Raw genomic sequence first — 16,091 nt, 5'->3', positions numbered from 1 at the left:
TGAAAAATACCGGCGTGATGCCGGTATTTTTATAGTGAAATGAGGTATCAGGTGCGTATATTCGCGGTGAGCATAATGGTGATTACCCTGAGCGGCTGCGGCAGTATTATCAGCAGAACGATCCCCGGACAAGGACACGGCAACCAGTATTACCCTGGCGTGCAGTGGGATATGCGTGATTCCGCATGGCGCTATATCACTATCCTCGATCTGCCCTTCTCACTGATCTTCGATACACTGCTACTGCCGCTCGATATTCACCACGGGCCTTATGAGTAATTAACGCTCATCCCATTCGTCTGCCGCAGTACGGCCTTCCTCGGTATCAAGCGGGGGTTCAAGCTGGAATTCCCCTTCATCCCATTCATGCAAAGTATTCTCTTCCTGCCACTCCTGGCGGATCTCTATCTCATCATAATCGCCGTCAAACACGCTCTGCGCGGCTTCACCACTCAGCATCGGCAGACATTCGCCATCTTCACCTTCATCGGCGAAAAATTCGACCTGCCACATGATGTCCCCATCCTGCAGTACATATTTCTGAACGTTGAACTGCTGCACATTCGCTTCGTCTTGTTCGAGGCCTGGATGGTCAGCCAGAAATTCTTCCCGGGCTGCATCGATAGCTTCTTCCAGCGTGGCATACATGGTCATCAGTGTCTCCCTTTGATTTGATGAGGTATTTAGGGAAAGAATAGCTGATTCTGTAATATTGCAAGTATGAAAGCGCAAAAATTATTCTATTGCCAGTCTGCGCCGTCGTAAGCTGTTCCATGAATAGATAGCATTGAACAACACCACGCCTGCCGTGACGCAGAATACGGCGCGGAAGCCATAGCTCGCGGAAATTGCGGCGCCCATGAGAGGGCCGGTGACGTTGCCGATATCGCGGAAAGATTGGTTGTAACTGAATATGCGCCCGGCTATCTGGTTGGTAGAGTTGTAAACCAGCAGAGTTTGAACGGCTGGCAGCAGCGCGCCATCCGCCGCGCCAAGCAGAAACCGCAATAGCGCGAGCTGCCACGGCGTTTGCACAAAAGACATTGGAATCAGCAGCAGTACGGAAATAATCAGCGCGACGATAAGAATCTTTTCCGGGCCAATTCTGTCGCCAAGCTTGCCGAGCCGGGGGGCGCTAAGTAATGCCGCCACGCCGGGAACGGACGCTATCATCCCGCTAATGAACGCAATATTACTGACATCTCCCGCCAGTTCGCGCACATAGAGCGTCAGGATGGGCGCAATAGACCCCGTCGCCACCTGAATAATCAGCGTGGTGACAAACAGGCTTAATACCAGGCGGGGATTTTTTAACGAGGCGACCACTTCCCGAACGTGAAGCATCTCTTTTTTGCTCACCGGCAGGAAATTCTCGCGAATGAAAAAGAAGGTGAGCAGAAAACAGATAAACAAAACGCTGGCGGTAATAAAAAAGACCGGACGAAGGCCGTAATGGTCGGCGAGCAGACCGCCCGCAAGTGGGCCAAGCAGAGCGCCGCTGACGCCGCCAGTAGAGAGCGTCCCTAACGCCCAGCCGCTTTTGTGGCGCGGCACCTGAGTGGCGATGAGCGCATTGGCGTTGGGAATAAATCCGCCCAGCAGGCCTAATAACGCGCGGAGGATCAGAAATTGCCAGATATTTTGCGCCATGCCCATTAACAGCATCACAATGGCCATGCCGAGAGCGGAACGCAACAGCATGATCTTACGCCCTTTACGATCCGCCAGACCGCCCCAAAAAGGGGACGCGATAGCTGAAAAGAGGAACGTAATACTAAAGACCAGCCCGGACCACATGTTGAGCGCGCTATGGCCTGTTACGCCGAGTTGCTCAACGTAGAGAGGGAGAAAAGGCATGACCAGGCTGAATGCCGCGCCGGTTAAAAAACAGCCCAGCCAGGTAACGGTTAGATTGCGTTTCCAGTTTATGGGGACATCAGAGGGTGACATAGCGTTCCACAGTATGATGCGCGGTTTGCGCTATCATCAATTTAATTATGAGCGTACTAATTATAATTATGCGCCGACCTTACCAGCCTCGCAATGTGGGGAGCTTTTAAAGCTAAAAGAGGGGAAAAATTGCAGCCTGACGGCTGCAATCCTGTCAATAGCGCGACGGTACGCCTTCAGGGCGAGTTTTAAAGCGGCGATGCAGCCACATATACTGCTCTGGCGCCATCATAATGCACTGCTCAACAATCTTATTCATCCATGCGGCAGTCGCTTCTGCGCTCTCCAGCGGAGGCGAATATTCCGCAGGAAGAATGATCAGTTCGTAGCCTTTCCCATCGGGTTTACGGCGAGGCACGAAGGGGATAATACAGGCTTTAGACATGCGCGCGAGCATCCAGGTACCGGAGGTCGTGGCAGCCTGGTCGACAGCGAATAATGGTACAAAAACGCTGGCGCGCGGGCCATAATCGTGATCCGGCGCATACCAGATCAATTCGCCGCTTTTCAATGCCTTAACCATGCCTTTCAGATCTTTGCGATCCAACATTGATTTATTGGAGCGTAAGCGTCCCCAGGTCTGTAACCAGTCGAGCAACGGATTATCATTCGGGCGATAAACTCCGATACCCGGGTTATGCATACCAAACATGCGGGCGCCAAACTCAAGGGTAAGGAAATGTATTCCTACCAGAATGAACCCCAGTCCCTGCGCCTTAACTTCACGGATATGCTCCAGACCGCTCGCTTCCATCCAGCGGTTCACTCGCCGATCGGGCCAGAACCAGGCCATGCCGGTTTCCATCACGCCCATACCGACGGATTCAAAGTTTTTGACCACCATGGTGTGGCGTTCCTGCGCGCTCATTTCCGGAAAGCATAATTCAAGGTTGCGATAGGCGATTTTTGCGCGGCGTTTCATTACGCGTCGCGCCAGGTGGCCCAATGCGCAACCCAATTTATAGATGACCGGGTAGGGGAGTTGCACGACCAACCAAAGCGCGCCTATACCCAACCAGGTTAACCAATAGCGCGGGTGCAGTAAGGCCACGGAGAACTTAGGCAACTTCGTCATTTCTATCCTGTCTTTCAACGAACAATTCCCCGTATTCTCGCATCTTTTTGCGTTGAGCAAAAATATGTAGCAGGAGAGTGGCGATTAAATCGACAATTGTTGTTAATTATTTAGTGTAAAGCAGGAAATGTAGCGCAAAATGTGTGGATGTAAATTGGCGAGACTTGCCTTATCATGCCTGCCCACTTTATTTTTTGCTGATTGCAGGATACGTACACCATGCCAGTGTTACACAACCGCATCTCTAATGACGAGCTGAAAGCCAAAATGCTGGCGGAAAGCGAGCCGCGTACGACAATTTCTTTTTATAAATATTTCACTATCGCCTCTCCGCAACAGACGCGGGACGCGTTGTATCAGGTGTTTACGGCGTTGGACGTTTTTGGTCGCGTTTACCTGGCGCATGAAGGCATCAATGCGCAAATCAGCGTGCCGCAAAGCAAGCTCGAGACGTTTCGTCAACAGCTTTATACGTTCGACCCCGCGCTGGACGGGGTGCGTTTAAATATCGCGCTGGAGGATGACGGAAAGTCATTTTGGGTGCTGCGTATGAAAGTTCGCGACCGTATCGTTGCTGACGGTATTGACGATCCGACTTTTGACGCCAGTAATGTCGGCGATTATCTGAAGGCGGCAGATGTGAATGCGATGCTGGACGATCCTGACGCGGTCTTTATTGATATGCGCAACCACTATGAGTATGAAGTCGGCCATTTCGAAAATGCTCTGGAAATCCCGGCGGATACGTTTCGTGAACAGTTGCCAAAAGCGGTTGAAATGCTGCGGGAACATGCAGATAAAAAGATAGTGATGTACTGTACCGGCGGTATTCGTTGTGAGAAAGCCAGCGCCTGGATGAAACACAACGGTTTCAATAAAGTCTGGCATATTGAGGGTGGCATCATTGAGTACGCCCGTCGCGCGCGCGCGCAGGGGCTTCCCGTTCGCTTTATCGGCAAAAACTTTGTATTTGATGAGCGAATGGGCGAACGAATCTCGGATGAGGTTATCGCGCATTGCCATCAGTGCGGCGCGTCCTGCGATAGCCATACCAACTGCAAAAATGACGGTTGCCATCTGCTGTTTATCCAGTGTCCGCAGTGCGCCAGTAAATTTAACGGCTGCTGTAGTGAACAATGCTGTGAAGAGTTGGCCTTGCCGGAGGAAGAACAGCGCCGACGTCGCGCGGGTCGCGAGAACGGCAACAAAATTTTTAATAAATCGCGTGGTCGGCTTAATAGCAAACTGAGCATTCCCGATCCGGCTGAGTAATATTTTGCCGGATAGCGGCGTAAAGGCCGCTATCCGGCATTTCGCCAGGCGTTACTTCTGCTGAACGCCTTCTACTGAGATGATAAGCTCAACCTCTTGTGAGGCCGGGCCGAGATCGGTAGTTATATTGAAATCCTTCAGCTTAATTTTTCCTTCGGCCTCAAAGCCCGCGCGCTTACCGCCCCACGGATCGTCGCCCTGGCCCATCAGCTTCGCTTCCAGCGTCACCGGTTTAGTCACGCCATTGAGCGTCAGATTGCCGGTAATATCCAGTTCATCGCCCTCTTTTTTCACGCTGGTAGAGGTGAAGGTTGCCTGCGGGAATTTCGCAACATTAAGAAATTCCGCGCTACGCAGGTGTTTGTCACGTTCGGCATGGTTAGTGTCGACGCTATTGGTGTTAATGGTCACGTTCACTTTGTCTGCCGACGGATTTTTTTCGTCAAAAGTGAACGTGCCGTCGAAATCTTTAAAGGTGCCGTATAGCCAGCTGTAGCCCAGATGCTGAATGCGGAAATTGACGAACGCATGTTGGCCTTCTTTATCAATTTTATACTCCGCCGCCACGGCGGAACCGGTCGTGAATAACAAGGATGCGAGGGTGAATCCCAGCAGGTTTTTTTTCATTTTTGAGCTCCATAGTCAGATGACGACATTCCTGTCATACGTTTCAGAGTGTCGTCTTTATCGATGAAATGGTGTTTTAGCGCCATAACCCCATGCGAGAGCGAGATAATGACCAGCGACCAGGCAAACCACAGATGCAGTGTTCCGGCGATGTCAGCCTGCGCGCCCGCGTCCGTAAGCGTGGCCGGAATCTCAAACCAGCCAAAGACGCTAATCGGTTTACCGTCGGCGGTGGAAATCAGGTAGCCGCTAATGATTATCGCAAAGAGCAGGAGATAAAGGAGGAGATGACCTGCGGCGGCGCCAATGCGCGTTAAACGGGAATAGCTGGTCAACGCAACGGGCGGCGGCGAATAAAGCCGCCAGATAATACGCACGATCAGCGCCATCATCAGTAATATGCCAATACTTTTATGTATTTCCGGCGCCTGGTGATACCAGCCGTCGTAATAACTGAGCGTGACCATCCATAAGCCCAACGCAAACATGCCATAGACCACCAGGGCGGTCAGCCAGTGGAGCGCGGCGGAAACCACGCCATAACGCTGTGGAGTATTTTTAAATTGCATAAACACACCAATGAATATTTCACGAGAGAATGAAAATGGCGTGGAAAAGCGCCGAATGCAACTTATAAATAAGAATTTGAATGATATTTATTTTTATTTCAATAATTTTGATGTTGTTTGCGGTTCAGCTTCAGAAGTTTCGAGATATTTCCCCCTGATAACCGCGCAACGGCAAGAACTGGCATTATTGCCGTGCTTCAACGTTATGAAATAAAAAGTGAGGAATTTTCAGGAAGTGTCAGTTAACGTCAATGAAAAGCAATCAGAAGAAAAGGAGATAAACAATATCCATCACCGCCAGCAGCGACCAAAGAATAACGTAAAGCATGAAATGTTCGCGAATATTATTCATCAGAAAATGAAAGAGACGACGCATAGCTTACCTTAATAAACAGCCCCTTTACGGGGCCGACAAATTATTGGCTAAAACGGGAAAGCCGGAACGGCGTCAGATCAAAGGAGGGCGTTTTTCCCAACGCAAAATCCGCAGCGATTTCTCCTAACACCGGGGCGAATTTAAAACCATGTCCGCTGAGTCCAGTGATGACAAGCGTGTTCTCATGGCCAGGCAGCGTATCGATAATAAAATCCTCGTCCGGCGAATTATCATAGGTACATGCCGCCCCATGTAAACAACCGCCGATACCCGGCAGTACGTTACGCAGGAAAGGAAATGCTTCCGCGCCATCGCTGGCAACGGCGGCAAAGGGCTTGCGCTCTTCCGGAGCTTGTATTAGCTGTCCGCCATTGTGTTTGCCGATTTTTAACTCGTCGTTCTCCGCCGGGAAGCCGTAATATTGATCGCCGTTGGGCATTTCGCCGGTAAAGGCCGGAAAGCGGTTTTTAGTGCTGTAACGCCCATCCGCCTTAAACCAGGCAAAAACTTTACGTACGGGCTGAACGGGCAGCTCCGGTACCAGCGCTTTGACCCAGGTGCCCGCGCTAATCAGCGCCTTGCTGGCGTGGTAGCAGCCTTCACTCGTCTCTATCGTCACACCGTTATCATCATGGTGAATATGGCTTACCGGGCTGTTAAATAGCTGTGCGCAGCCTGCCTCTCGGGCCAGACGAAGCCATGTGGTAATGGCTAATTCGCTGCGCAGGAAACCGGAGTCAGCTTCAAACAGCCCGATATAATTATCGGGCACGCGAATTTCCGGCCAGCGCGTCATGAGGGCCGTCGCGTCCAGGCGCTCGACGTTCAATTGCCACTGTTGCGCGCTTCGTGCGACGTTGGCTAAGAAAGCGGAATCGGCCGGGCCGAGGTTGACGACGCCGGAGCGGACAAAAATAGGCTCTTCATTGTGTGTGGAGAGTTCATCCCAAAGCGTCTGGGCGCGAAGCACCAGCGGGACATATTTTTCGCCTTCACCATAAGCGTGGCGGATAAGACGGGTATCGCCGTGGTGGCTGCCCTGTTGATGAGGCGGCATATGCGCATCGGTCATCAGGACCTTTAGCCCGGCGCGGGTGGCGTAATAACCAGCGGCGGCGCCAACCGAACCGCTGCCGATAATAATAAGGTCGTATTTCATCAGCTTCTCTCTGCTATCGCGATGATTTCAGGGTAAATAACTGCGCTGAGATATACAAGCCAGAAATAAGTGAGGCACCTTACGGTGCCTGAGAGAGGGGGAGCGCGTCACGCTAATGGCGACGATACTCGTTTTCCTGGTAATCGCCTGATTCTATTTTGGCGATGCCGGCTTCTAATATTGAAATAAATTGCCTGGCTACATCTGTTGTTAACCAGAGCGTTTGACCAACTTCAGTCCCTTCCGGTTCCGGACGATTTGGGGTCTGGTAGTGTAAACGCAGCATCAGCGCATCATAGCTATCGACGGTGCTGATGTCCCATCCTACAAGCGGATGGGTCTGAATGACTTCATTATTCTTTTCCATCATGCCCCCCTGGTACGTGTTATAAGACAACGGTTCTCGAGGTTCAATGCGTGTTTTTCTTCTGAAGCAACTTCAGTATACCAATTAATAAGGCTATTCACTGCGTTTTTAAAGAGACCGGAGGATAAATTTCTCTTTTTAAGAATTATATGAACAATAAAGCGGCAGTTCATTCATATTTTTTTAGGATGTTGTGCAATTATTTTGAGGGTCAGGTGAAATATTCATCAGTTGCGCAAATAAAAAAGCCGGGGCGACCCGGCAAACATACATCACTGCATATCATTTTTTATTCATTGATGAACCAGTCATCAGCGCTCTCCCAGGTCTCCTGGAGAATCTCGCTAATGCGTTCTTTGTCCTCTTTTGATGCGCCAATGACGGACAAGTTGTTGGCGGTAGCGTAACGCACGGTGACGTTACCCAAATTCTCCGGAAAATGATGGCTAATACGGCGGGAGAGTTCGCCCGCCAGCGCATCAATCGCACCGGCAGGCAGAGGTGACGTTTTGGCTATAGTGACTTCAATACGCATAATGGCCCCCTGTTGAATATACTGGATATATATACAGTTAAATCCAGTATATAGCAACAGGTAAGCGCATTTTTTATTTTTTTACTGACCAGCGTACTGTTTCACCCGCTAAAAAAGGCACCAGAGAATCATCAGCCAGCGCGATATTTCCCGGTATCTGTTGTTCATCGCGAACCAGTTCCACCCACCCCGTATTCATCGGCAGGCCATAGAATTGCGGGCCATTCAGTGAACAGAACGCTTCAAAGTGCGCCAGCGCGTTCATTTCCTCAAACACGGCGGCATAACTGCCAAGGGCGGAGGGGGCGTTGAAACAACCGGCGCAGCCGCAACTGGTCTCTTTACGATGACGTGAATGCGGCGCTGAATCCGTCCCCAGGAAGGCGCGCGTAAAACCACTGGCAACCAGTTCGCGTAACGCCTGCTGGTGAATATTGCGTTTCAGAATCGGCAGACAGTACAGGTGAGGACGAATGCCGCCGACCAGCATATCATTACGGTTAAACATTAAATGTTGAGGCGTAATGGTAGCCGCCAGGTAGTCGTTGCCGTCACGTACATACTGCGCGGCATCTTTGGTCGTGATGTGCTCAAAGACCACTTTAAGCGCGGTCAGACGCTGGCGTAGCGGTTCCATTACGGTGTCGATAAAACGCGCTTCACGATCGAATATATCAACATCCGCATGGGTCACCTCCCCGTGGACCAGCAATGGTATTCCGAGTTTTTCCATCCGCTCCAGTACCGGCATGATAGCGTCGACTGACGTTACGCCATGACTGGAGTTAGTGGTGGCATTGGCCGGGTAAAGCTTAGCCGCAGTAAATACGCCTTCATGGAAACCACGCTCCAGTTCATCGGCATCGAGCGAATCCGTTAAATAGCAGGTCATTAACGGCGTGAAATCATGCCCGGCGGGCACCGCATCGAGAATACGCTGGCGGTAGGCGATCGCTGCATCAACGGTCGTGATGGGGGACGCCAGGTTCGGCATCACGATAGCGCGACCATAAATTTCGCTGGTATAGGGTACGACCGTTTTTAACATGTCGCCATCGCGAAGGTGAACGTGCCAGTCGTCCGGGCGGCGGATCTTTAAAACCTGGGATGGTGCAGTCATTAATAAGCTCCGGCTGAGGAATAGTCTTTTTGCCGGAAACAAAGGATAAGCGGAAACGTTTTCGTTTGCACGTAAAAAAAAGGGCGCGAGCGCGCCCTCCGAAATCAATTGGTGAAAGGAATAACGATTTCACCAGGTTTAACTTCAATGCCTTTCGCGAGTTTCTTTGCTAACGCTTCGCCTTTACTGCTGTCCTCACGCAACACGTAAGCGGGCCGCTGGTTAAAGTAGCTACGTAAAGACTGATTTAAATAAGGCAGGAGCGTTTGTAGCACCGATTGCATTTTCTCCGGCGTCACGGTGGCGTCTACTACTTCCATCTCCTGAAGATAGATGGCGCCTTTTTCTTTATCAAAGACCGGCAGGGCTTTTAGCTTGAGTTTCATCGTCGCTTTTTGACTGCCAAACAGGGAATTCATATCCAGCCTGGCATCGCCAGTAAGGGTGACTTTATTAGGTTCTTCCCGACCAATCTGGCTGACAAGGTTAGTCAATACGATATGCGCGTCGGCAATGCCGGGCAGACCAATATCTTTTGAGAAATTATTCCGTTTTTCAAGCGCTTGATTGATTTCTTGTTCGCTAATGGTGTATTGCGTAAGTTGATTACAACCCACTAACAGGCCGCTAACTACCAGCGCAGCGGCAAAAAAAAACTTTTTCATGGCGTTCCTTAGCATGTTGCCTGTGCCCTAATCTTGACACAAAGCAGCATGTCGCGCCAGCGGACATGGTGCCACTAGAAAAAGCTGAAAAAGGCGGCAAGAAAGGGTTGCCGCCTGGCGGGAGTTAGATAGCCATTGAGGAGAGTAAATTAATTTGCGTCTGCTTTGCCATATTATCGCGATAGTCCGCGACTTTTGTCGGCCAGTGGATACCGGCGACCAGCGTCAGATTACGCAGAAGCGGAAACAGATGAATATCATCTTCCGATAATTCGCCGTTAACGGCGTTAGGCTGTACGATGAGTTTATCCAGCAAACGTAAATCATCGCCGATCTTTTTAATCAGTCCTGCAGAGTGCGCAAGATGGTTGTCAAAACTGCCAGATGAGGCTTCTTTTTTGCGGATAAAATACTGACGCGCCGCAGGGGTAGAAAATTCATCGAAAGCGGATTTTGCAAATCGCGGCAGCAGTAGCTGATTAACGTAACCGTTAACTTTGCGCAACCACTCTTCAATGGCTGGATTGCGTTTCCCGGTTAACAGCGGTTTGCCGTCGAGGTTGTCGACATAATGTACAATATCCATACTTTCAGGAAGGTAGCGACTATCATCTTTTTGCAGGATGGGCACCATCTTTTGACCAATCATCCGGGTGGGCGTCGCCTCGTCGTCATTTTGTAACACGTTAAGTTCAACGGGGATGTTCTTCAGGCCGAAAATCATGCGGGCTTTAACGCAGAAAGGGCAATGATCGTAAATATAAAGCTTCACGTTTCTCCTCCATTTGACTGTCGGTATCTGACCAGTATGGAGGAGATAGCGACAGGTATCAAATCAGGCGCCGGGTTCCAGCATCCGGCGCGGCGTGCGTTTATGACTAAATTGCCAGCCTAAAGCCAAAAAGGTGATAAAGCCGATAATACCGAGCATCATCCACGGTAGTTCAGGCTGCGCAAGCGCTTTCCCCATATCAAACAACCAGCCGCCGCCGATATAACCAATCGCGCCGCCAATGGCTAATCCCAGACGGCTAAAGCCCATATAGCTTCCCCGCGCCCTCGCGTCTGCGAGCGACGCGCTGAGCGTTTCGCGCGCCGGTTCGGCGATAACCGAGCCGATGTAGAAAGCGCAAATAAGCGTAAAAAGCTGCTGTAAATTGCCCACCATCCCGATGGGGAGCATGCTCAGCGACATGACGAGCAAACCGGCCATCAGCCGATGCTCCAGCCGAAAACGCTTTTCGCTCCAGCGGGCAATCGGGTAGAGCAACGTCAGCGAGAGACACGCCTCAATAGCGTACATCCATTTCACGGCAGCAGGCGAACCGGCGATATCGTTTACCATAATCGGCAGCATTAACATGACCTGTACCGCCAGCATATAGTAGCCCGCCAGCGTCAGCACGTAGGTTACAAACCTTTTATCGCTCATGACGCGGCGCATTCCTTCACGCACCGGCGTTCTGACCGTTGATAGCTTCCAGGCCGGAAGCAGCCATGCGTTGAAAAGGGCGCATAATATGAACAAAATAGCGCCCGTCGCGCAGACCAGGCGAAAATCGTATTGTAGCAACCAGCTTCCCAGCAGCGCGCCAATCACCGCACCCGCGCTGTCCTGCATCATCAACAGAGAGAAGAAGCGGCCCCGTTGCTCCGGACGAATTAATTTGACCACCAGCGCTGAACGCGGCGGGTCGAAAAGCGTACCGCCGAGACCGGAAAGAAAGCAGGAAAACCACAAGAGCCAGGGCTCATGCGCGATACCCATGGTGGCAAAGCCTGCGGCGCGCATCAGCATACCGGTGACAATCATCGGTTTCGCGCCAAAGCGATCGGCGATGGCGCCGCCAAAAATGCCCAGACCTTGTTGAATAAACTGGCGCAGGCCGAGCGCGATCCCTACCATTACGGCAGCCCACCCCATTTGATCGACAAAGCGAATAGAGATGAGCGGGAAGACGACGAAAAAACCCAGCACCACCAACATGTTATCGATGAGAAGAAAATATTTACCCAGGTTCCTCGCCTGCGAGACGCGCGACATTTCCCCTCCCGGGAAATAAAAGATGAGCGTCTTCTATTCTGCGGCGGCGTTTCGTTTTTTCCTACCGTTAGCGGGACAATATTTTTTTATCAAAAGTCCTTTTTAATCGAGAGTTTTCATCAAAATGTGGCAGCAATTCAAAAAATGACGATTTGCGCTTTTCACAGAGCCTGGTTGCGCAGGTATAGTAATGTTACTGGCGTGCTGAAGACGTTACAGGAAGGAGTAGGTATAGAATGTTTGGCTATCGTAGTAACGTGCCAAAAGTGCGCTTAACCACCGATCGTCTGGTGGTACGTTTAGTGCATGAGCGTGATGCCTGGCGTCTGGCCGATTATTACGCGGAAAATCGTCATTTTTTAAAACCCTGGGAACCGGTCCGTGATGAAAGTCATTGTTATCCTTCAGGATGGCAGGCGCGTCTGGGAATGATCGGTGAATTTCACAAACAGGGCTCCGCCTTCTATTTCGCGCTACTTGATCCGGAAGAAAAAGAAATTATCGGCGTGGCGAATTTTTCCAATGTGGTGCGCGGTTCTTTTCATGCCTGTTATCTGGGCTATTCCATTGCGCAGAAGTGGCAGGGGCAAGGGCTGATGTTTGAAGCCTTAACCGCTGCGATTCGCTATATGCAGCGCACTCAGCATATCCACCGTATCATGGCGAACTATATGCCGCACAACAAACGTAGCGGCGCGTTGCTGGCGCGGCTTGGCTTTGAAAAAGAAGGCTATGCGAAAGATTACCTGTTGATTGATGGACAATGGCGCGACCATGTCCTGACGGCGTTAACCACGCCGTTATGGACGCCGGGGCGTTGAGCGGCTTACGGAATGAGAGGCAAAGGGAGAAAACGATGAAATATGAATTAACCGCCACTGAAGCGCGAGTGATTGGCTGTCTGCTGGAAAAGCAGGTGACAACGCCGGAACAGTATCCGCTTTCCGTCAACGGCGTGGTGACAGCCTGTAATCAGAAAACCAACCGTGAACCGGTGATGAACCTGACGGAACAAGAGGTACAAGAACAGCTCGATAACCTGGTGAAACGCCACTTTTTGCGTACGGTCAGCGGGTTTGGCAACCGCGTCACCAAATATGAACAGCGTTTCTGTAATTCCGAATTTGGCGATCTGAAACTTAGCGCGGCGGAAGTGGCGCTCGTCACTACGCTGCTGCTGCGTGGCGCGCAAACGCCCGGCGAGTTGCGTAGCCGGGCGTCGCGGATGCATGAATTCAGCGATATGGCGGAAGTTGAATCCACGCTGGAACGGCTTGCCAGTCGTGAGGACGGCCCGTATGTCGTCCGTCTGGCGCGTGAACCGGGTAAGCGCGAAAGCCGCTATATGCACCTTTTTTGCGGCGACGTCGATGAACTGTCTCTCCAGACGTCTGCGCCGGAAAGTGCGTCGGGCGATCTTCAGTCGCGCGTCGAAGCGCTGGAAAGCGAAGTGGCGGAGTTAAAGCAGCGGCTGGATTCTTTGTTAGCTCACCTGGGAGAGTAATGTGAGAACATTACGGATTGGCATTGTCGGGTTAGGCGGTATTGCGCAGAAGGCCTGGCTGCCGGTATTAACCAACACCGCCGGATGGACGTTACAGGGCGCCTGGTCTCCTTCGCGGGATAAAGCCTTACGTATTTGCGAAAGCTGGCGCATACCGTATGTGGATTCGCTGGCGAATTTAGCGTCCGGCTGCGATGCGGTCTTTGTCCACTCCAGTACCGCAAGCCATTATGCCGTGGTCAGCGAACTTCTCAATGCCGGCGTCCATGTCTGCGTGGATAAACCGCTGGCGGAAAATCTACGTGATGCCGAACGGCTGGTGGCGCTGGCGGCGCAAAAAAAATTGACGCTGATGGTTGGCTTTAATCGCCGTTTCGCGCCGCTGTACCGCGAACTGAAGACGCGCCTCGGCACTGCGGCGTCACTACGTATGGATAAACATCGTACCGATAGCGTCGGGCCGCACGACTTACGTTTTACTTTGCTCGATGACTATCTGCATGTCGTGGATACCGCTCTGTGGCTGGCGGGCGGCGAGGCGCGCCTTGCCAGCGGCACGTTGCTCACCAGCGAGTCCGGCGAAATGTGCTATGCGGAACATCATTTTTCCGCCGACAAACTACAAATTACCACCAGTATGCACCGGCGCGCCGGAAGTCAGCGTGAATCGGTCCAGGCCGTCACCGACGGCGGGCTATATGACGTGACGGATATGCGTGAATGGCGCGAAGAGCGCGGGCAGGGTATTCTCATCAAACCCATTCCTAGTTGGCAAACGACGCTTGAACAGCGTGGTTTTGTCGGATGCGCGCGGCATTTCATTGACTGCGTACAAAATCAGACGGTTCCGGAAACGGCGGGGGAGCAGGCGATTTTGGCCCAGCGCGTCGTGGAGGCGCTGTGGCGGGACGCCATCAGCGAATAACCCTCTGTAACATCTGGCGGTAGTAATTCATCGTAATCCAGGTACTATACCCTCAATAATTCGAGTTGCAGAAAAGCTAACGCACATGCAGCTCGAAGTATGGCGGGTATATATGCCCACTCTACACAATACCTCTTTTCACAGTGAATAATGGCAAACCGTGGGGAGTCTGTAAGGCCTGATAAGACGTTTTAACGTCGCCGTCAGGCGCGGTGATACAGCCGGATACGGCAGAAGTTGCGTTATCCGGTCGATGGATCAGCCATGCAGGAGTTTTACGCCAGGGTCTGGAATACAAAAGAAATGAATTTATTGAAATCGCTGGCTGCCGTCAGCTCGATGACTATGTTTTCACGCGTGTTGGGCTTTGCCCGTGATGCGATTGTCGCCAGAATTTTTGGCGCAGGGATGGCGACCGACGCCTTTTTTGTGGCGTTTAAACTCCCTAATTTACTACGCCGGATCTTTGCCGAAGGCGCTTTTTCTCAGGCCTTTGTGCCTATCCTGGCGGAATATAAGAGCAAGCAGGGTGAAGAAGCGACGCGGATCTTTGTCGCTTACGTTTCCGGCCTGTTGACGCTGGCATTGGCCGTCGTGACGGTGGCCGGTATGCTGGCCGCCCCGTGGGTGATTATGGTAACCGCGCCGGGTTTTGCCGATACTGCGGATAAATTCGCGCTGACGACGCAACTGCTGCGGATTACATTTCCCTATATTCTGCTGATCTCGCTGGCTTCACTGGTTGGCGCCATTCTCAACACCTGGAATCGCTTCTCTATTCCCGCTTTTGCGCCGACATTTCTTAATATCAGCATGATCGGTTTTGCATTATTCGCCGCGCCATACTTTAATCCGCCGGTGCTGGCGTTAGCCTGGGCAGTCACCGTTGGCGGCGTGCTGCAACTGGTGTATCAACTTCCGTATTTGAAAAAGATCGGTATGCTGGTGCTGCCGCGCATTAACTTTCGCGACACCGGGGCGATGCGGGTGGTCAAACAGATGGGGCCGGCGATTTTGGGCGTTTCCGTCAGTCAGATCTCCCTTATCATCAATACCATTTTCGCCTCGTTTCTGGCCTCCGGCTCGGTCTCATGGATGTACTATGCCGATCGGTTGATGGAGTTCCCGTCCGGCGTGCTGGGCGTGGCGTTGGGGACCATCTTGTTGCCGTCATTGTCGAAAAGCTTTGCCAGCGGCAATCATGATGAGTACTGCCGCCTGATGGACTGGGGGCTGCGTTTGTGCTTTTTACTGGCGTTGCCGAGCGCGGTAGCGTTAGGCATTCTGGCGAAGCCGCTGACGGTCTCGCTGTTTCAGTACGGTAAATTCACCGCCTTTGATGCGGCGATGACGCAGCGGGCGTTAATCGCCTATTCGGTGGGGCTGATTGGCTTGATCGTCGTAAAAGTGCTGGCTCCGGGCTTCTATTCTCGCCAGGATATTAAAACGCCGGTGAAAATCGCCATAGTGACGTTAATCATGACGCAGTTAATGAACCTGGCGTTTATTGGACCGCTGAAACACGCCGGGCTGTCGCTCTCTATTGGTTTGGCGGCATGTCTCAATGCGTCGCTGCTGTACTGGCAACTGCGCAAACAGAATATCTTTACGCCACAACCGGGCTGGATGTGGTTCCTGATGCGTCTGATCATTTCCGTACTGGTGATGGCCGCCGTATTGTTCGGCGTGTTGCATATTATGCCGGAGTGGTCGCAAGGGTCGATGCTATGGCGTTTGCTGCGTTTGATGGCGGTAGTGATCGCGGGTATCGCGGCCTATTTCGCCGCGCTTGCCGTGCTGGGCTTTAAAGTGAAAGAGTTTGTTCGCCGGACGGCGTAAATTCAGTGCCTGATAGCGCTGTGCTATCAGGCCTACAAGGCATTCAGGCCGGAAAGGCGCAACG

The 16,091-nt window shown here is 51.9% G+C and carries 19 protein-coding genes; 6 read left to right on the top strand and 13 right to left on the bottom strand.

The genetic code is table 11. From position 1 onward, the window contains the following. Window positions 1-51 precede the first annotated feature (51 nt). Entirely contained in the window at window positions 52-279 is a 228-nt protein-coding gene (locus tag QEN31_RS13815) for a YceK/YidQ family lipoprotein (protein ID WP_001217832.1), read from the top strand. Here QEN31_RS13815 and QEN31_RS13810 read toward each other — a convergent pair whose 3' ends face one another. The 3 genes from QEN31_RS13810 to QEN31_RS13800 form a co-directional block, all read right to left on the bottom strand. Then, on the bottom strand, window positions 280-654 hold the full coding sequence (locus QEN31_RS13810) for a MysB family protein (RefSeq protein WP_000180050.1): 375 nt from the start codon (window positions 652-654) through the stop codon (window positions 280-282). 81 nt (window positions 655-735) lie between these two features. Continuing rightward, window positions 736-1,950, bottom strand: a complete 1,215-nt coding sequence (gene mdtG / locus QEN31_RS13805) for a multidrug efflux MFS transporter MdtG (protein ID WP_000075048.1) — start codon at window positions 1,948-1,950, stop codon at window positions 736-738. A gap of 154 nt (window positions 1,951-2,104) precedes the next feature. Next, the gene (locus tag QEN31_RS13800; protein WP_000163973.1) at window positions 2,105-3,025 is read right to left on the bottom strand and encodes a Kdo(2)-lipid IV(A) acyltransferase; all 921 of its coding nucleotides are present in this window, start codon (window positions 3,023-3,025) and stop codon (window positions 2,105-2,107) included. A 219-nt stretch (window positions 3,026-3,244) separates the two neighbouring features. Here QEN31_RS13800 and trhO point away from each other — a divergent pair, with 219 nt between their 5' ends. Continuing rightward, window positions 3,245-4,297: an oxygen-dependent tRNA uridine(34) hydroxylase TrhO gene (gene trhO, locus QEN31_RS13795; RefSeq protein ID WP_001144632.1), complete on the top strand. Its 1,053-nt coding sequence runs from the start codon at window positions 3,245-3,247 to the stop codon at window positions 4,295-4,297. A gap of 51 nt (window positions 4,298-4,348) precedes the next feature. Here the strand turns inward: trhO and QEN31_RS13790 are convergent, their stop codons facing one another. From QEN31_RS13790 to mdtH, 10 genes are all read right to left on the bottom strand, one after another. Then, a complete protein-coding gene (locus tag QEN31_RS13790) occupies window positions 4,349-4,924 on the bottom strand; it encodes a YceI family protein (protein WP_000739886.1) in 576 nt (191 codons plus the stop codon). Further along, window positions 4,921-5,493, bottom strand: a complete 573-nt coding sequence (locus QEN31_RS13785) for a cytochrome b (protein WP_001159786.1) — start codon at window positions 5,491-5,493, stop codon at window positions 4,921-4,923. The genes QEN31_RS13790 and QEN31_RS13785 overlap by 4 nt, the downstream gene beginning before the upstream one ends. 262 nt (window positions 5,494-5,755) lie before the next feature. Further along, window positions 5,756-5,869 (bottom strand): YceO family protein, encoded by a 114-nt coding sequence (locus QEN31_RS13780; protein ID WP_001253282.1) that lies wholly within the window; start codon window positions 5,867-5,869, stop codon window positions 5,756-5,758. A gap of 40 nt (window positions 5,870-5,909) precedes the next feature. After that, window positions 5,910-7,028 carry an N-methyl-L-tryptophan oxidase gene (gene solA, locus QEN31_RS13775; protein ID WP_000872773.1) on the bottom strand — a complete coding sequence of 373 codons (1,119 nt, stop codon included), beginning with the start codon at window positions 7,026-7,028 and terminating at the stop codon, window positions 5,910-5,912. A 112-nt stretch (window positions 7,029-7,140) separates the two neighbouring features. Further along, entirely contained in the window at window positions 7,141-7,395 is a 255-nt protein-coding gene (bssS, locus tag QEN31_RS13770; RefSeq protein WP_000414441.1) for a biofilm formation regulator BssS, read from the bottom strand. 289 nt (window positions 7,396-7,684) lie between these two features. Then, entirely contained in the window at window positions 7,685-7,930 is a 246-nt protein-coding gene (dinI, locus tag QEN31_RS13765; RefSeq protein ID WP_001217763.1) for a DNA damage-inducible protein I, read from the bottom strand. Between the two features lie 73 nt (window positions 7,931-8,003). Then, on the bottom strand, window positions 8,004-9,050 hold the full coding sequence (gene pyrC, locus QEN31_RS13760; RefSeq protein ID WP_000126580.1) for a dihydroorotase: 1,047 nt from the start codon (window positions 9,048-9,050) through the stop codon (window positions 8,004-8,006). Between the two features lie 104 nt (window positions 9,051-9,154). Continuing rightward, window positions 9,155-9,715, bottom strand: a complete 561-nt coding sequence (locus tag QEN31_RS13755; RefSeq protein ID WP_000713057.1) for a lipoprotein — start codon at window positions 9,713-9,715, stop codon at window positions 9,155-9,157. 124 nt (window positions 9,716-9,839) lie between these two features. Continuing rightward, window positions 9,840-10,487 (bottom strand): glutaredoxin 2, encoded by a 648-nt coding sequence (gene grxB / locus QEN31_RS13750; RefSeq protein ID WP_000780893.1) that lies wholly within the window; start codon window positions 10,485-10,487, stop codon window positions 9,840-9,842. 63 nt (window positions 10,488-10,550) lie between these two features. Beyond that, entirely contained in the window at window positions 10,551-11,759 is a 1,209-nt protein-coding gene (mdtH, locus tag QEN31_RS13745; protein ID WP_000092178.1) for a multidrug efflux MFS transporter MdtH, read from the bottom strand. A 236-nt stretch (window positions 11,760-11,995) separates the two neighbouring features. Between mdtH and rimJ the strand changes: the two genes are divergently transcribed. The 4 genes from rimJ (at window position 11,996) to murJ (ending at window position 16,027) form a co-directional block, all read left to right on the top strand. Next, window positions 11,996-12,580 carry a ribosomal protein S5-alanine N-acetyltransferase gene (rimJ, locus tag QEN31_RS13740; RefSeq protein ID WP_000468204.1) on the top strand — a complete coding sequence of 195 codons (585 nt, stop codon included), beginning with the start codon at window positions 11,996-11,998 and terminating at the stop codon, window positions 12,578-12,580. Between the two features lie 35 nt (window positions 12,581-12,615). Beyond that, on the top strand, window positions 12,616-13,263 hold the full coding sequence (locus QEN31_RS13735; RefSeq protein ID WP_000873047.1) for a YceH family protein: 648 nt from the start codon (window positions 12,616-12,618) through the stop codon (window positions 13,261-13,263). A 1-nt stretch (window position 13,264) separates the two neighbouring features. Beyond that, window positions 13,265-14,188, top strand: coding sequence for a Gfo/Idh/MocA family protein (locus tag QEN31_RS13730; RefSeq protein WP_001259729.1), 924 nt, complete (start codon window positions 13,265-13,267; stop codon window positions 14,186-14,188). A gap of 303 nt (window positions 14,189-14,491) precedes the next feature. After that, window positions 14,492-16,027 carry a murein biosynthesis integral membrane protein MurJ gene (gene murJ, locus QEN31_RS13725; protein ID WP_001537775.1) on the top strand — a complete coding sequence of 512 codons (1,536 nt, stop codon included), beginning with the start codon at window positions 14,492-14,494 and terminating at the stop codon, window positions 16,025-16,027. The last annotated feature ends 64 nt before the right edge of the window (window positions 16,028-16,091 follow it).

Source organism: Salmonella sp. SA15303, from assembly GCF_029962125.1.
Lineage (GTDB): Bacteria > Pseudomonadota > Gammaproteobacteria > Enterobacterales > Enterobacteriaceae > Salmonella > Salmonella enterica.
Note: the sequence above shows the minus strand (reverse complement) of the source record. Positions and strands in the feature narration are given on the sequence as shown.

Bases quoted from the DNA above. Each gene is read 5' to 3' on its own strand.
- QEN31_RS13785 (WP_001159786.1), bottom strand. From the start codon at position 5,493: ATGCAATTTAAAAATACTCCACAGCGTTATGGCGTGGTTTCCGCCGCG.
- QEN31_RS13790 (WP_000739886.1), bottom strand. From the start codon at position 4,924: ATGAAAAAAAACCTGCTGGGATTCACCCTCGCATCCTTGTTATTCACG.
- solA (WP_000872773.1), bottom strand. From the start codon at position 7,028: ATGAAATACGACCTTATTATTATCGGCAGCGGTTCGGTTGGCGCCGCC.
- mdtG (WP_000075048.1), bottom strand. From the start codon at position 1,950: ATGTCACCCTCTGATGTCCCCATAAACTGGAAACGCAATCTAACCGTT.
- QEN31_RS13810 (WP_000180050.1), bottom strand. From the start codon at position 654: ATGACCATGTATGCCACGCTGGAAGAAGCTATCGATGCAGCCCGGGAA.
- pyrC (WP_000126580.1), bottom strand. From the start codon at position 9,050: ATGACTGCACCATCCCAGGTTTTAAAGATCCGCCGCCCGGACGACTGG.
- QEN31_RS13780 (WP_001253282.1), bottom strand. From the start codon at position 5,869: ATGCGTCGTCTCTTTCATTTTCTGATGAATAATATTCGCGAACATTTC.
- QEN31_RS13755 (WP_000713057.1), bottom strand. From the start codon at position 9,715: ATGAAAAAGTTTTTTTTTGCCGCTGCGCTGGTAGTTAGCGGCCTGTTA.
- dinI (WP_001217763.1), bottom strand. From the start codon at position 7,930: ATGCGTATTGAAGTCACTATAGCCAAAACGTCACCTCTGCCTGCCGGT.
- QEN31_RS13800 (WP_000163973.1), bottom strand. From the start codon at position 3,025: ATGACGAAGTTGCCTAAGTTCTCCGTGGCCTTACTGCACCCGCGCTAT.
- rimJ (WP_000468204.1), top strand. From the start codon at position 11,996: ATGTTTGGCTATCGTAGTAACGTGCCAAAAGTGCGCTTAACCACCGAT.
- trhO (WP_001144632.1), top strand. From the start codon at position 3,245: ATGCCAGTGTTACACAACCGCATCTCTAATGACGAGCTGAAAGCCAAA.
- bssS (WP_000414441.1), bottom strand. From the start codon at position 7,395: ATGGAAAAGAATAATGAAGTCATTCAGACCCATCCGCTTGTAGGATGG.
- murJ (WP_001537775.1), top strand. From the start codon at position 14,492: ATGAATTTATTGAAATCGCTGGCTGCCGTCAGCTCGATGACTATGTTT.
- mdtH (WP_000092178.1), bottom strand. From the start codon at position 11,759: ATGTCGCGCGTCTCGCAGGCGAGGAACCTGGGTAAATATTTTCTTCTC.
- QEN31_RS13735 (WP_000873047.1), top strand. From the start codon at position 12,616: ATGAAATATGAATTAACCGCCACTGAAGCGCGAGTGATTGGCTGTCTG.